The sequence below is a fragment of the Microcystis sp. T1-4 genome (assembly GCF_000297435.1).
GTDB lineage: Bacteria > Cyanobacteriota > Cyanobacteriia > Cyanobacteriales > Microcystaceae > Microcystis.
The window spans coordinates 43,430-57,472 of the sequence record NZ_CAIP01000415.1 but is presented as its reverse complement, the minus strand read 5'-3'; the positions used below and the strand labels follow the sequence as shown (position 1 = coordinate 57,472).

At 42.9% G+C, this 14,043-nt stretch carries 16 protein-coding genes and 1 pseudogene; 3 read left to right on the top strand and 14 right to left on the bottom strand.

Translation table 11 applies throughout. The features are described 5' to 3' along the window. Positions 1-221: 221 nt before the first annotated feature. The 5 genes from MICAI_RS20320 to MICAI_RS20300 form a co-directional block, all read right to left on the bottom strand. A complete protein-coding gene (locus MICAI_RS20320; protein ID WP_008206554.1) occupies positions 222-542 on the bottom strand; it encodes a P-II family nitrogen regulator in 321 nt (106 codons plus the stop codon). Between the two features lie 398 nt (positions 543-940). After that, the gene (locus MICAI_RS20315) at positions 941-1,789 is read right to left on the bottom strand and encodes a transglutaminase-like domain-containing protein (RefSeq protein ID WP_008206552.1); all 849 of its coding nucleotides are present in this window, start codon (positions 1,787-1,789) and stop codon (positions 941-943) included. Next, positions 1,783-2,289: a glycosyl-4,4'-diaponeurosporenoate acyltransferase CrtO family protein gene (locus tag MICAI_RS27415; protein WP_002799014.1), complete on the bottom strand. Its 507-nt coding sequence runs from the start codon at positions 2,287-2,289 to the stop codon at positions 1,783-1,785. Before MICAI_RS27415 ends, MICAI_RS20315 begins: the two co-directional genes overlap by 7 nt. Next, on the bottom strand, positions 2,290-3,384 hold the full coding sequence (locus MICAI_RS20305; RefSeq protein WP_008206545.1) for a glycosyltransferase: 1,095 nt from the start codon (positions 3,382-3,384) through the stop codon (positions 2,290-2,292). A 35-nt stretch (positions 3,385-3,419) separates the two neighbouring features. Beyond that, complete coding sequence (locus tag MICAI_RS20300) at positions 3,420-3,611, bottom strand: Thivi_2564 family membrane protein (RefSeq protein ID WP_039900597.1); 192 nt, start codon at positions 3,609-3,611, stop codon at positions 3,420-3,422. 236 nt (positions 3,612-3,847) lie between these two features. Here MICAI_RS20300 and MICAI_RS27410 point away from each other — a divergent pair. Further along, positions 3,848-4,500 (top strand): annotated as a pseudogene (locus MICAI_RS27410) (ISAs1 family transposase); the annotation flags it as partial. A gap of 170 nt (positions 4,501-4,670) precedes the next feature. Here the strand turns inward: MICAI_RS27410 and MICAI_RS27405 are convergent. From MICAI_RS27405 to MICAI_RS26090, 3 genes are all read right to left on the bottom strand, one after another. Beyond that, the gene (locus tag MICAI_RS27405) at positions 4,671-4,853 is read right to left on the bottom strand and encodes a hypothetical protein (RefSeq protein WP_039900603.1); all 183 of its coding nucleotides are present in this window, start codon (positions 4,851-4,853) and stop codon (positions 4,671-4,673) included. Between the two features lie 451 nt (positions 4,854-5,304). After that, positions 5,305-6,489: an ATP-grasp domain-containing protein gene (locus MICAI_RS20285; protein ID WP_008206543.1), complete on the bottom strand. Its 1,185-nt coding sequence runs from the start codon at positions 6,487-6,489 to the stop codon at positions 5,305-5,307. An 89-nt stretch (positions 6,490-6,578) separates the two neighbouring features. Continuing rightward, a complete protein-coding gene (locus tag MICAI_RS26090) occupies positions 6,579-6,734 on the bottom strand; it encodes a hypothetical protein (protein WP_008206542.1) in 156 nt (51 codons plus the stop codon). Between the two features lie 540 nt (positions 6,735-7,274). Here MICAI_RS26090 and MICAI_RS20275 point away from each other — a divergent pair. Next, positions 7,275-7,943, top strand: a complete 669-nt coding sequence (locus tag MICAI_RS20275) for a hypothetical protein (RefSeq protein WP_008206540.1) — start codon at positions 7,275-7,277, stop codon at positions 7,941-7,943. A gap of 53 nt (positions 7,944-7,996) precedes the next feature. Here the strand turns inward: MICAI_RS20275 and MICAI_RS20270 are convergent, their stop codons facing one another. From MICAI_RS20270 to MICAI_RS20250, 5 genes are all read right to left on the bottom strand, one after another. Then, entirely contained in the window at positions 7,997-8,935 is a 939-nt protein-coding gene (locus MICAI_RS20270) for a GDP-L-fucose synthase family protein (RefSeq protein WP_008206537.1), read from the bottom strand. Positions 8,936-8,947: 12 nt separating this feature from the next. Next, the gene (gmd, locus tag MICAI_RS20265) at positions 8,948-10,030 is read right to left on the bottom strand and encodes a GDP-mannose 4,6-dehydratase (protein WP_008206535.1); all 1,083 of its coding nucleotides are present in this window, start codon (positions 10,028-10,030) and stop codon (positions 8,948-8,950) included. 122 nt (positions 10,031-10,152) lie between these two features. Continuing rightward, entirely contained in the window at positions 10,153-10,497 is a 345-nt protein-coding gene (locus MICAI_RS20260) for a TIGR03792 family protein (protein ID WP_008206533.1), read from the bottom strand. A 12-nt stretch (positions 10,498-10,509) separates the two neighbouring features. Further along, positions 10,510-11,397, bottom strand: coding sequence for a ParA family protein (locus MICAI_RS20255; protein ID WP_008206532.1), 888 nt, complete (start codon positions 11,395-11,397; stop codon positions 10,510-10,512). Positions 11,398-11,412: 15 nt separating this feature from the next. Then, on the bottom strand, positions 11,413-12,468 hold the full coding sequence (locus MICAI_RS20250) for a metallophosphoesterase family protein (RefSeq protein ID WP_008206530.1): 1,056 nt from the start codon (positions 12,466-12,468) through the stop codon (positions 11,413-11,415). Positions 12,469-12,576: 108 nt separating this feature from the next. On the opposite strand from MICAI_RS20250, the gene MICAI_RS20245 reads away from it, so the two are divergent. Further along, the gene (locus MICAI_RS20245) at positions 12,577-13,047 is read left to right on the top strand and encodes a pyroglutamyl-peptidase I family protein (protein ID WP_008206527.1); all 471 of its coding nucleotides are present in this window, start codon (positions 12,577-12,579) and stop codon (positions 13,045-13,047) included. A gap of 89 nt (positions 13,048-13,136) precedes the next feature. Here the strand turns inward: MICAI_RS20245 and MICAI_RS20240 are convergent, their stop codons facing one another. Beyond that, positions 13,137-13,598 carry a hypothetical protein gene (locus tag MICAI_RS20240; RefSeq protein ID WP_008206526.1) on the bottom strand — a complete coding sequence of 154 codons (462 nt, stop codon included), beginning with the start codon at positions 13,596-13,598 and terminating at the stop codon, positions 13,137-13,139. Between the last annotated feature and the right edge of the window lie 445 nt (positions 13,599-14,043).

Below are 14,043 nucleotides of genomic sequence, written 5' to 3'. Positions count from 1 at the left end.
CTATGGAGATAATCCTTAAGAGTAAAGTTAAAGTCCCTTACCGCAACACAATCCAGATGTCTTGTCTAACAACGCTTTACCAATAGAGCTTAGAGGTAATCCGAACTAGGGAAGTATTCGGAAGTCTGGGCCAGATTGTGTCTCGATCGGTAGTCTCTACTTGCGTCGCCTAAATTGGTCTAGGCAAGCCCCGTCCCTTTTAGGGCGGGGTTAGTGACGAATTAAATTATCTCAAACCCAGTCAACGCTTCGACATTTTGTCGGAAAGCGATTAAGGCATGATTAGCTTGATACTCGACGAGACCAGAGAAGATCGCCTCCGAGACTTCCTGCGAGACAACGGTTTTGATCTCAATATTGGTGTTATAACCGACCATATCTCCCTGGCGGTTGCCGTGGCGACCTGCGCCCTGGGCTTGCGAGAGGGTATAGCCAGTTACGCCTAACTCTTGCAGCAGCTTGATCATGCGGTCTTGCAAGACGGTTTCACCAATGATGACAACCAGTACAGCCAGTTTAATGGGTAGGGATGAGGATGACATGGGCAACTCCTAAAATGGGTTTTTCAAAGACAATGTTATTGACATCCTCACCACGCCACTTTTTTTGGATGGTCGCGTCAATGGGGTTGACGCAGATAGCGAAAAACGCTTAATTGCTTAAGTCTGACACTTTCGACCCGTCCGTTTTGAGTGTCCGAATGCCGGACGGCCACTTTGAACAAGTCGAAAAAATCTCATGTTCAACCTTATTTCCTAGAAAGTTTTACTCGTTCAAGGCCGAATTTGAATTCTTTTCTGAACGAAACCCCCTACTATCTGTGGTCAGGGTTTAGTTTTTAGCTTGGTTATCGCTTTTTCCATTGTAGCTTAAAGCCGTCCTCAAAGGACGGGGTTTTCAACCCAAATTTTCGATAATAGAATACCTGACTGGGGTACGCTCAAGAGATGGCGATCGCCTCTGTTGTCGGTATCAAAATATTCTCGGAAATCGGCTTGGCATCGGGTAAGTAGTCCATAAAAAGCCTCATCTGATTCATTTGTACCGGACCAAAAATAGTGGCAAAAGAAACATCGGCGGCATCTCGTCCTGTGCCAACGCGAATTAGCCCGCTCTGAGGCACAAGGCGGGTAGGATCGAAAAGATACCAGCGATCCCCTAGATAAGCCTCAAACCAGGCATGAAAATCGGGGGGATTTAAACCATAGGCGTAGCCGGAAACAAAGCGTGCCGGAATGTTCAAAGCTCGACAAAAAGCAATGCCTAAATGGGCAAAATCACGACAAACGCCTACCCTTTCTATCGCTGTATCGCAAGCAGAAGTTAAAGAATCACTGCTACCAGAGAGATACAAAACATTGTCATAAATCCAGTTACAGATAGCTGTCACCCTGGAATAACCAGGGACTAAATGGCCAAATTCAGCCGCGACAAAGCGCAATAATCGATCTGACTGACAGTAACGACTCGGATAAAGATAGTACAAGATATCGAGGGGTAAATCGGCTGGCTTTACTTCAAAAATCGTACTGGGGTCTGAATAATAAGGAGATAAGCCAACGGTTGCTCGATAGGAAATTTGCAAATTGCCAGGAGGGGCATTGAGTCGAAAGTATCGATTTCCACTGACAGAAGTGATGTATTCCTCAATCGACCGTTGAGAGTTAGAATGGAGGTCTTCCTGAACAATAATCTGATGGTTGTTGCTGACAATAGCAACATTAAGAATTAGAGTGCTTGCTTGCTCAATGCTGTAGGTTAATTCACAGCCAAGTTCATACTTTAGCATATCGTTTTTCCCTGTCCTTTCAATACGAGCAGATGCTGGAGCCGAAGCCGATTGTAACGCTGCACCCACAAACAAGGCAGGTTGAAGGCTGTTCCTACGGCGAGGTTTACCAGCACACCCCAGCCAGGAGTCCAGAGCATCGTCACTAACCAAAACAGCCAGATGGCGATGTGAACGTATTCCGCGCGACGGGTTTCAGCCAAAAAACGGGACATTACGGCACAGTCCCCACCGCCAACGGATGTTTTGCGAAAACCTCCCGGGAAGAAATCCCCTGCTTCTGGCAACCGATCCTTCCATCGCTTGATCCGCAGTACCCGATTGTACCATTGTCTATCTTCCCCCCAGGGTCGTGGCCGGGTCAGGCAGGTGTCCGTTTCTAGGAATTTCAGGGGAAGTCGATGACCGACAAAACCGATCAAAAGTGACCAGGCTGTCCAACCGACCACACAAAGCCCGACGATTACCCCATCCGGTAACTGTAGTATAGATAATCTCATTCATTCACCTTGCCATCGGGTACTTATCCTTCGTCCTTTCCATTCGATTTGACCACGTTCGAGATTCAGAATTGCCAGCAGGAACACTGCAATGAAGAAGGCAACCGGAATGGGGAAGAAAAAGACGATTGCTCCGAATGAACCCACTGGCCATACAATTATGGCTAACTGTATGGCGAAGGCAAGATAAAGCAGTACGTTATATAGTAAGGATGAATTCCCGACAATCGGCCAGCCGAATAGGGATGCGGGCAGACACCAAGCCGCCCAGAACAACCCTGAAAGCCAGAACACAACCGCCAGCATCCGCAGCCAAGAGACTTCCCCTGCTGCCGTTGCAAAGTTTTTGTCGAAACCAACAACCAAGTCCCGCAGCCCGCCGGGGTACATCCGATAGTCCAGTTGGCCATGACCAATGTATGCACTCACTGGCAGTCCCGCACTCTCATAAATATGAGCCATGAACCAGTCTTCTACAACATATCCTGCCACAGCGTCGTGGCCGCCGACCCGCTCATAGTCATCCTTGCTGGTAGCCATAGCCGGTCCAAAAGCCACACCACCTCTTGCTCCCAGTTTGACAGCCATCAAGCCGACGAGATTGAACAGAACCGCTAACAGTTCGTAGGGGCGTTCAGTGCGGTGATAGGGCTGAACTGAGACCAGACCACCTAAGTGTTGAACAGTTGCCACCAGCCTGCGGAGCAGCTCCTCCCCTGGCTCAGTGTCGGCATCGAGAAAGACGAGAATATCGCCAGATGAGGCTGCATATCCGGTTTTGAGTGCCCAGTTTTTCCCTGTCCAACCTGTGGGCAAAGGGCTAGTCTGCACTACTTTCACCCCGGCCTGTTCGGCGATCTGTGGGGTAGCATCGGCGGACTGGTCATCGATGACAATGATTTCGTAGGGCTTGAATGTTTGCTGCTTTAAGGCTGTTAGCAAATTAGGGAGGGTACTCTCTTCATTCCTCGCCGGAATCAAGACCGAGACTTTAGGCGAACCGACGACTGAAAGGTCTGGAAGTCGCGGCAACCGCCACATCAATCCCCAGCCTATTAGCCAGCGCACCACCAGTGTGATGGACATCAGATCCATAATAATTCAACCTTTCCTTCCGTCTAGAACATCACTCACCTACCGATACGAATTCCCTTGAGAAAACTCAGCAATCCGAACACCTTAAGAATCCACAAAACGAGGGCGATGACAACCACAATGTTCAGGATTTGCTTGATCTTGCTGTCCATCGGAATGTAGTTGTTCACGAGCCCCAATAGAACCCCAACCACGATGATAACTACCATAAACTGGACCAGATCCATGACTGACCTCCTTTCTCCGATCTAATGAGTTTCGTCAAGTATTTTATTCTCTTCATTATTATATATGCTCGTTTATATATGCTCGTTAGGTGACCAGGGCAATCGCACACAATTCTTGAAGATACGCAATAAATCTACAAGATATCCTCATGGAATAGCAATTAGGAGATAAATATTAAATTTTTCAAGTTAGTATACAGAATATTAACTATCTGTTTACAGGTTCGCACAAAACAATGTTAACGGACAAATGTTCATCACCAACAGCCCTGATTGAAAAACACTTTGGCACTCTAAAAGACCCTAGAGCGTTACACAACATTGAGCATTTGTGATAGATATTATTGCGATTAATATCTGTGCAACCATTTGTGGGGCGAACAACTGGGAAGCGGTTGTTGCCTATGGTATAACCAAATATGAATGGCTAAAAACTTTTCTAGCTCTGCCTAATGGGATTCCCTCTCATGATACATTGATCCGATTATTTGCCCGTTTAAAATCAGAAGAACTCCAGTCATGCTTTATTAGTTGGATGCAAGCAGTTCATCAGGTGACCAATGGAGAACTCTTAAATGTGGACGGGAAAACCTTACGAGGGGCAAAAGAACGAGGAAATAACCGCAGTTTAATTCCTATGGTAAGTGTCTGGTCAGCCACTAATCATTTGGTACTTGGTCAACGAAAAGTCGCTGAAAAATCCAATGAGATTACTGCTATTCCTGAATTATTGAAGATTTGAGAAATTCGAGGTTGTTTAGTAAGTATTGATGCCATGGGATGTCAAACTGAAATTGCCTCTACAATTATTGAGCAAGGCGCTGATTATGTATTAGCATTGAAAGCTAATCAAGGCAATCTTTATGAAGATGTCACCCAATTGTTTAATAGTACATCAGTGTCTCATGCTGACGAGGCTTTACTTCTGTCTTAAACTGTATTATTGTCGGCTCTTCTAGAGTAGTTATGATATATTAAGTAGTCGTGCAAAATTAATTTCCTAGTGAAGATAGGCAAAAGGCAAAAGGCAGGAGGCAAGAGGTGGTTAGATATGTATAATTAGGGTCTGCTGAATAAATCTAAAAACCTTGTTGGATAAGACTTTTGGACTTTTTTACCCTCAAAAAGTGCCAGCCATTGCGGGGATCGGGGGGAAAATCCCTGGACTTTTTCCCTGAAAATTAGGTAGTTGACCACCTGAAAATCGATAAAACCCCACACCCCACACCCCACCCCCCCGATGTCGGGGGGGTTGGGGGGCACACCCTGCCACCACCGAAAAGCTTTTTGCCGCAAACCCTAATTAATTTTGCTTAGGTACTTAGCAGAAAATAATCCACGCAAGCCCTGCGGCTCTTCTAGGTTCTGTGTGATAAGTTTAATTGACATAGGATCGATCGATCTTTGTGTCCTTTGTGTCTTTGTGGTTCGTTCCACCCCCTCGCTCTTGAGAAATGTATCTTAGAATACATTTTACCCACCAAAGCTGGGAGAGCCGCCCTGCCAAAAGGCTCACCAGAATTCAAAAAAGCAATTTTCAAAAAAAAGCTTTTTGCTTTGTTGGATTCCAGGCTATTTAAGGGGTTAGGCTCATTTAAACTACTAATTTGCTATAACCAGTCTAGGAGAGCCTTATTGTCTTTGAGTAAAAAATGCAAGTTATAGCCGTGCAAATTATAACTGATCACTGATTCTAGGCTAATTTAATTGCTGCAGTGACTACCTCTTCTAAAGACTCTAACCAATGAAAGTTAACATCAGCTAAACTCTGACTGAGATCGATCGCTTTGCTGTCAGCTAGGACGCGAAAAATTATTTGTGGTAGGGTGGGATTGAGAAAAGAGCGGGGTTCCAAGGTTTGTCTTTCCTGTCGTGTGGCCCGGATCGTTCGTTCGCCGCTGCCCCGGCTGGGTGATAATGGGCTATAACTGCGGTAGTAATGGCTAATACTCTCGATCGCTTTTTGGCCAAAGTCGGGATAACTGACAATATCAACGATAACCACTTTTAAATTAGACAATAGTTGGAATTGTTGCAGACCAGCCTCTATTTGCTCGTTTAATTGCTCTAATTCTAGTCTTTCCTCCAGTATAAGCCAGGCTGCCAGTTTTGCCCCCTTGCTGGCTAAGGCATCCCAGACAGTGGACATCAAACCCTGGCCATTGCTAATCACGGCTATTCGGCCGGTTTGATCAATTATCGACCAAGGGGATTGTAATTGGGGTGGGGTCAAAGCGAGGAGATCGAGATGTCTAGCTAAAGCGGCATCATTAACAGTTATTTTGCCATCTAGGGCCATCACTTCCCCGGCTTCGTTGATACCCAGGGGATTAATCTCGATAATATCGAGATCTTTGCTGACAAAGAGACTATACATTTTTTCGAGAATTTGACTGATAGACTCGATCAAAGACCCTCTTAAACCCATAGATACGGCTAATTGCCGACAGAGATAGGGGGAAAATCTCGCTTCGATGACCACTTTTTGCATGGTTGCCAGTAAACTGTCCACATCCATTCCCCCTTGACTCGCACCCAGTAAAACCGGTCTTTGCAGATGATAATCGAGTAAAATCGCTAAAAATATCTCCTGTTGCGGATTATACCTGGCTTCTGCTAAGATTACCTCTGGATATTCTCCGGCGATCGGTAAATGAAAGATAGCATGGGCAGCAGCGATCGCATCGATGGTATTAGCGACAAATTTCACTCCTCCCGCTTTTCCCCGGCCTCCCGTGCGTACCTGGGATTTCAGCACGATAGGATAGGGAATGTTTAATCTTTTTAGTCCCGCCGGTTCGTGGATTGGTTGGGAAGGTAAAATGGGGATACCTACTTGAGCAAATATTTCCTTGGCTTGGTATTCGAGTAAATCCATAATTGATTAATTGATAAAGTGGCGGTTCTCTCTTTGCTCGTTTCGGTAGCTTGGGGACTATGAAGATTATTTTAGCAACAGCATCCAGTTCACGGGTGATCGGGGAGAATATTCTTGGTTTCTAGGGATGGGGGACTGGTAGTGACGGCAATCTCGATCGCAAAAATTAAAGTTATACTAAATCCAGTTATTAAAGACTGATTATTTATTCCTCCTTTTGCCTCTTGCCTTTTGCCTGTCCTCATAAATAGCCTATACTCAGCGGATTTAGTATTAATTGTGTGATTATGGGGTTAAAGGCGAGACTTTTTGAGCTATCCACTCCCAGCAGTCTAGCAATCTTTGACTCTCTCTATTTCTATCTTTAGCTGGCTTGACTGCATTTAAACTGTGTATTAAATTAGTACGAGCGCACCACTCACCACTTCCCACTTCATAATTCATAATTCATAATTCCCCACTCCCTCAGTTTTTTGTCACAATTGTTACATTTTTTCAGAGATTTTAATTCGATCGGGTGATTTTTTTTGATAGGAGTGAACCTATAATTTGCTCAGAAATAGTTATTGTTCTCCATTGACCGTGTAAAACTAAGAACTGCGAACAAATCAAGAGTTTTGGCGTTTCAATAGACCAACTAAACTAACAACTGGCAATTAGTCGGAAATATCAGTTATTTTTTGCTAAAATTCTCCTTTTTCCCGCATTTTCCTGCTTGGAAACAAACTTTTTCCCGCTTTCGTCTCTGTCTTTAATTCGCTCCCACTAGGAAACTCAAGGGTAAGATGCTATATTTTCAAAAGCAGGGTCGTCATCATCCTTTGACCCTATTAACAATGCTTTTAAGTGCTTCTTTCGTTGTGGTCTGCCTCTCCTTGACTCCCGCGATCGCACGTCAATTCGCCCCAATTAAACCGATTCTTTTGGGGAATAATCAATTAATTCCTGCCGGCACAGACATCCCTGTAAAATACGAGCAAGGGAAAAAAATTCTTTTAACCAAACAAGAAACTTTTTCTTTATCTCTGACCGTCACCGATAATATCAAAAATTCCCAAGGACAGACAATTATTCCCGATGGTAGTCAGATTATCGGAGAAATTAAACCTGACGGTCAAGGTTCGCGTTTTCTATCCCAAAAAATCTTTTTAAAAACCCCTCAACCCCAAGAAAAATCTATCGATGCTATTTCGGCAGTTTTCACTCGTCTAGAAAGACTAATTAAAGGAGTTAACCCCGATAAAATTATTCAGGGTGCGGTATTAGGAAAATCCGCCGCTTCTGTCCTCGCTTCCTTTACTTCTGACCAACCAGTTAGCGAGGGATTATTACGAGGAGGAGGATTAGAAGTATTAGCCGGCTGGTTATTACGAGGAGAATCTGTGGAATTATTGTCAATTAACCCCAAGGAAGATTTAAAATTAACCCTTCGTTCTGATTTTACAGGTCAGTAAGCTTAAAAAAATCTGGTGTGTTAGTTATTAATCTAACACACCAGCTATCGAGACTAGGCGGCGTTTTGCCGATACCATTCAATGGTTTTTTGCAAACCTTCTTTAAATTCCATTTGAGCAACAAAACCGAATTTTTCCTGAGCGCGGGTTGTATCTAAACAGCGTCGCGGTTGACCATTCGGTTTATCTATTTCCCAAACAATTTCGCCATCAAAACCCATTAAATCAGAGATTAATTCGACTAAATCTTTGATAGAAATCTCATAATTTGTACCAAGATTAACTGGCTCCGATTCATTATAGAATTGACTGGCCATGACAATGCCGCGTGCTGCATCGGTGGAGTAGAGAAACTCCCGGGTTGGACTACCATCTCCCCAGACAGGAAGTTGTTTATCCCCCCGTTGTTGTGCCTCATAAACCTTGCGAATTAAAGCAGGAATTACATGAGAACTACCCGGATCAAAATTATCCTCTGGCCCGTATAAATTCACCGGTAAAAGATAAATTCCGTTGAAACCATACTGGAAACGATAGGACTCTAATTGTACCAATAAAGCCTTTTTAGCGATACCATAAGGCGCATTGGTTTCTTCGGGATATCCTGACCATAAATCGTCTTCATGGAAAGGTACTGGAGTAAATTTTGGATAGGCACAAATTGTCCCCACACAGACAAATTTTTGCACTCCTGCTAGATAGGCAGCGTGAATTAATTGGGTTCCCATCATCAAATTATCATAGAATAATTCGGCGGGTTTTTCCCGATTGAGACCGATGCCTCCCACATGGGCCGCCAAATGGATAATTAAATCTTCTTGGTCGGCTAAACGTTGACAGTTTTCCCAAACTCTTAAATCACAATCTTTAGACCGAGGAATTGTAATTTTTTCGGGATTGGCCCCCGCTGCAATTAATTGATTAACTACTTGCCGACCTAAAAATCCGGCCCCTCCGGTGACAACGATTCTCTGTTCGCTTAAATTCAGCATATTTTCACCTCTTTAATCCACAGTTGTCATCGAACGATTGCGAAGATAGGCCAAATCTTTTAATAACTGTCCGCTATCACCACCGTTATTAAGATTAATCCCCAAAGCCGCTAAATCCGCATCTACCATTAATTTTACCAGTCCCTCGAATGTCACCGACGGCTGCCAGCCTAATTTCTCTCTGGCTTTTGTGGAATCCCCTATCAATAAATCCACTTCCGCCGGACGCAAATAACGTTGATCAAACTCCACATAATCCTGCCAATTTAGATTAACGTATTGAAAGGAAATATCGAGAAACTCCCGGATAGAATAGGTTTCATTTGTCGCCACCACATAATCATCTGGTTCTTGCTGTTGTAACATTAACCACATCGCCCGCACATAGTCCTTAGCATAACCCCAATCCCGTTTAGAATCGAGATTTCCTAGGTAGAGTTTTTTCTGTTGTCCGGCAATAATTCGGGCCAAAGCGCGGGTAATTTTGCGCGTGACAAAAGTTTCTCCACGACGGGGGGATTCATGGTTAAATAAAACGCCGTTACAGGCAAATAAGTCGTAGGATTCCCGATAGTTGACCGTTTGCCAGTGACCGTAAACTTTCGCACAAGCGTAGGGACTGCGGGGATAAAATGGCGTGGTTTCTTTTTGGGGAACTTCCATGACTTTCCCGAACATTTCCGAGGAACCTGCTTGATAGAAACGGACTTCGATGCCGGTTCTTTTTTGGTAATCCCGAATTGCTTCTAGTAGTCTTAAGACACCCACACCGACAGCATCAACGGTGTATTCTGGGGCATCAAAACTAACTCGCACGTGGGATTGGGCCCCTAAATTATACACTTCTACCGGTTGCACTTGTTCAAGGATACGCCGCAGGGTCGTCCCGTCGGTGAGGTCGCCATAATGAAGAAATAATTTAGCATCGGGCTGGTGGGGGTCAATGTAGATATGATCGATGCGATCGGTGTTAAAAGTTGAAGTACGACGGATGATACCGTGGACTTCATAGCCTTTTTCTAGTAACAATTCGCTCAGATAGGAACCATCTTGACCGGTGATGCCGGTAATGAGGGCGCGTTTAGCTTCAGTCATCAGTAATTTACCTAATCGGAAAGAATAAAGACCAGGGCAGGGTCTGACTGCTTATAGCATACTTTAGCCCCTCATGACAAGTTTGGCTAGGTTGACAGGGGACAAAAAGATGAATTGATTTTTTATCCGGGCTGCATAGATACTAAATTGTTCTGACAATTTTCTCGGAATTTTCTGACTTGAAATTCCTTGACTTTGGTTAATTGATAATTATCTTTTCCCATGGCCAAGGAAAATTTGGCTTCGGTCTCATTGAGTAAATTTTTGGAGATAGCTTTCCACTGTTCTTCTGTTTGCCAATGGACAACGATAATTAATTCCTCCTCAATGGCGGGATTAATCCAAAGTTCTTTACCTAAAAAACCCGCTTGTTTTGCTAAAAAATTTGTCCAAATTTCTTGATCTTTTTGGATAAATTTTTCCCTAGCTTCGGGTTTAACTTGAAATTCTAGCCACTCAATAACCATAGTAATTATCTCCTATTTTTTGGTTTTGATCAAGAATTCTTCTGTGAGTTTCATAAAAGCTTTGGACCCACTAGAAGAGGGCATGGCTGCCACCGCAGGCACGAACATATCCACAGCTTTAGCTACATTAACATCCATAGGAATCGCATTAGCAAAAATTTGATGGGCTTGAAAATCCTGTTGTACCCGGCGCATGACTTGATTATAGTAGCGACTGAGTAAACCACCACCAGAAAGAATAAAAACTATACCGAGTAACCCGGGGTTAATCGGTTCGGTTTCTTGATGACTAGCTTTCAGTTTCACTATTCTTCTTTCTAATAGCTGAATGCCGACAATTGATAAGGGTTCTGGACGGGCAGGTAGTAAATAAAAATGACTGCTACATAGACCACTACGAGTTAAAAGATTATAGCCCGGAGCGCAATCCATGATAATATAATCGTAACGGTCTTGAATGGGGTCAATGATTTTTTGAATTAGGATTCTTTCTAGGTTATTCCAAGCATGATCAAAGCCTAAATCTTCCTCTAGAATTGCTTGATGGTGCAGGGTTTCTGAGACGACATATTCATCATAAAGCTCGATGTCTCCCGGCAGTAAATCTAATCCTTGAATTTCACATACTGAAGGGACAATAATATCATCAATAGTTAATTTATTGTAGGGATTGGGTTTGATAATTGCTTCTAACAAATAGCTTAAAGTGCGTTTTTTGCGACGCAGTTGAGCAAATTCATGGGGGGACATTAAACTAAGAGTTGCACTGATTTGAGCGTCTAAATCGAGGACAAGCACTCGTTTTTGCTGAAATTTAGCTAAACAGGTGGCAAGGTTGACGGTAAGGGTAGTTTTTCCTACTCCTCCTTTCATATTAACGGTGCTGATGACAGTGGCCATTAGGGTAATTCCTTTCTAGTTAACCGATGGAATATCTCGACGCAAAACCTGCCCGTTGGGAGCCATAATCAAAGGGGGTAAACTGGTAATATCGATCGCCTCTTGGGTTTTCATGTCGTAGGTGGTGTAAACTGTTTCCTGTTGATTGGGATTAATATCGACAATTGTTAGGGTTTTTCTGGGTGCTTGTTCACTGTTCAATAACCGTCGCGGTCCACTGCCTAAAGCTCCTGCGTGTAATAATTGTAATTGCCCCCGTTTACCCGGATAGTAAGCGTGAGCGTGGCCACTAATATAAGTATGCACCTGATGGCTTTCTAAAAAGGCTCTTAATTGCTCGGCATCGGCTAAATAATCCCCCGGTCGATTTCTGCCCACGGCAATACCGTAGAGAGGTAAATGACCGATTACTAACCGCATTTTAGCATTTTTAGCGTCGCTACTACTCAAGTTTTTTGCCGCCCAATTTAGTTGTTCCCGAGAGATTAAATGAGTGGAGGCATCCCAAACTAGATAGAATATACCATTTTGAGTGAAAGTATAATAAAAAGGAAAGCCAGTTTTATCGATAAAATTTAAACTTGTATTATGTTGGGGATTTTGCCAATAATCCTGGGCTAATTTCCTCTCTTTAGCATAGATAAATTTTCCCGTCGATAAAGCTCCAGAAGCGTCATGATTACCGATGGTAAAAGCAAAAGGTATTTTAGCAGCTCGCAGGGGTGCAGCGATATGGTGATCAAAGGCTGACCACATGGCGTTAATTGCTGCCTCTGTCAAGCTGCTTTTTTGTCCTGCCACCATGTCGCCACCACAGAGAACCAGATCGGGTTTATGATTGATAATTAAGGGGATAGCTCGATCGATTTCGGGATCGTAAGTAGTGGAACCGTATTGACTATTAAGGTCACTAATGACGATTATCTTGACTTTTTTCGCCTTTTGTGCTTGTTTAACGGGAGACTCAGGGGGATTTTTGGAAGTAACGGGCTGTAAAATCTGATGAGCGCAAGCCACCAAGCTAAAACCGCCTAAACTGCCACTAATCAGCAAAAATTTACGGCGTTGCATAGGCTATCAATCTCGTCTTTAATTGAGGTCACGTCAGTTAGTGTAGCAATTTTTGTCCCTTCGATCGCTTTTTTTCTCCATCATCCCAATTAACCCTCAGGAGATAACTTGACAATTCTCTTAACTTCTTTTGCGCCTTGGTTATGCCATCACCGCAGTAATTCCTCCGATGATTTGTTAGTATCTATTCAAGATAATTATGCAAAAAAGCTTTTATTTTTGCGTCAACTTCCCGTTAATACCCATCGAGCCAGTGAACGAGTTATCAAAGCTATTCAAGACAAAAACCCCGATTTTGTTATTTGTTGTGGCATGGCAGAAAGTCGTTATCGTTTAAGTTTAGAATCTCAGGCTAGGAGTAGCACAAAAAAGTTATTGACACCAATTCCTCTTCAGGATTTGGTCAAAGAGCTTGCCTATACCTACATCAGCGATAATGCCGGTCAGTTTGTCTGCGAAGAATTATATTTTCAAGTCTTAAAACATCATCCGAGGGCTTTATTCGTTCATGTGCCGCTTTTAACTGACAAAAATTTCGCTATCATTCAAAGAGATTTTCAAAAAATTATCAGTAAGTAGTCGTTAGCTTATAGACTATCATCGGGGAGTCAGTTTCAAGGGAAAAAGGAAAAAGAAGATACTGGTATTTTGCCAAGCAACAAGCAAGGTTATTGCAAACGTGCAGTACATTGACCTATACTTGTATTTTGCCAAATCACATAGTAGGTATTATTTGGTATTACATTAATTAACCCTTCCCCATAGACTTGACAATTGCCAATAGTTTGACAACGAATTTGTCCAGTTATTTGATATCTTTGTTGTCCTAAGTCAATATTATTTATAGTAGAAAAATTTCCTTGCGGATAAAAATATTGACCACTAATGTTGATAGCTATGGGCAGAACACATCCAAAATTATCCCCCAGATAAGCTATATTAATTAAGGTTTTTTGTGGCGTATATGTAGGGGTTGGTATTGGTGTTAGTGACGGTTCCGGTGGTTTACGAGCAAAAAAAGATTTAATTTCTTGCCACCACCAGGGGGCTGTCGCTCCAGCAAGAAGGGCTATAATAACAGAACTAATAATCTGTACGATTAAACTATTGTTTTTATTATCACCGGACATTTTCCTATTCCTCACTTGTGGATACAGCGTTTACCAGATACATGAGGTTCTTTCTCGCATCTGAAACACCTAATTGGTAAGGATTAGTCTCCGCTTCACCTTGACGAGAAAGGCTGTAATTAATTAGCTATTGACATTTAAGAAAATCACTGGGAGTCTAAGTAGTGTAATATCCATTGCCAGACTAGCACATAATTGGGGATAGGTCATCTACTTGTTACATTAGTTAAAAATGATGCAAAAACCTTCTATTAGTTAAGAAGAGATTAATTACTTTAACAACAAAAGAGTCAGATAAAACTAAAAAGCTCCTCAATTATCCAAACTGGTAGTGACTTTACTAAAAAATGTTTACTGCTGAAACGCTCCCGCATAGTGAGATAAAATCTCGGATACAGCAGTTAAGTACCTAAGCAAAATTAATTACACATATCTAACCACCTCT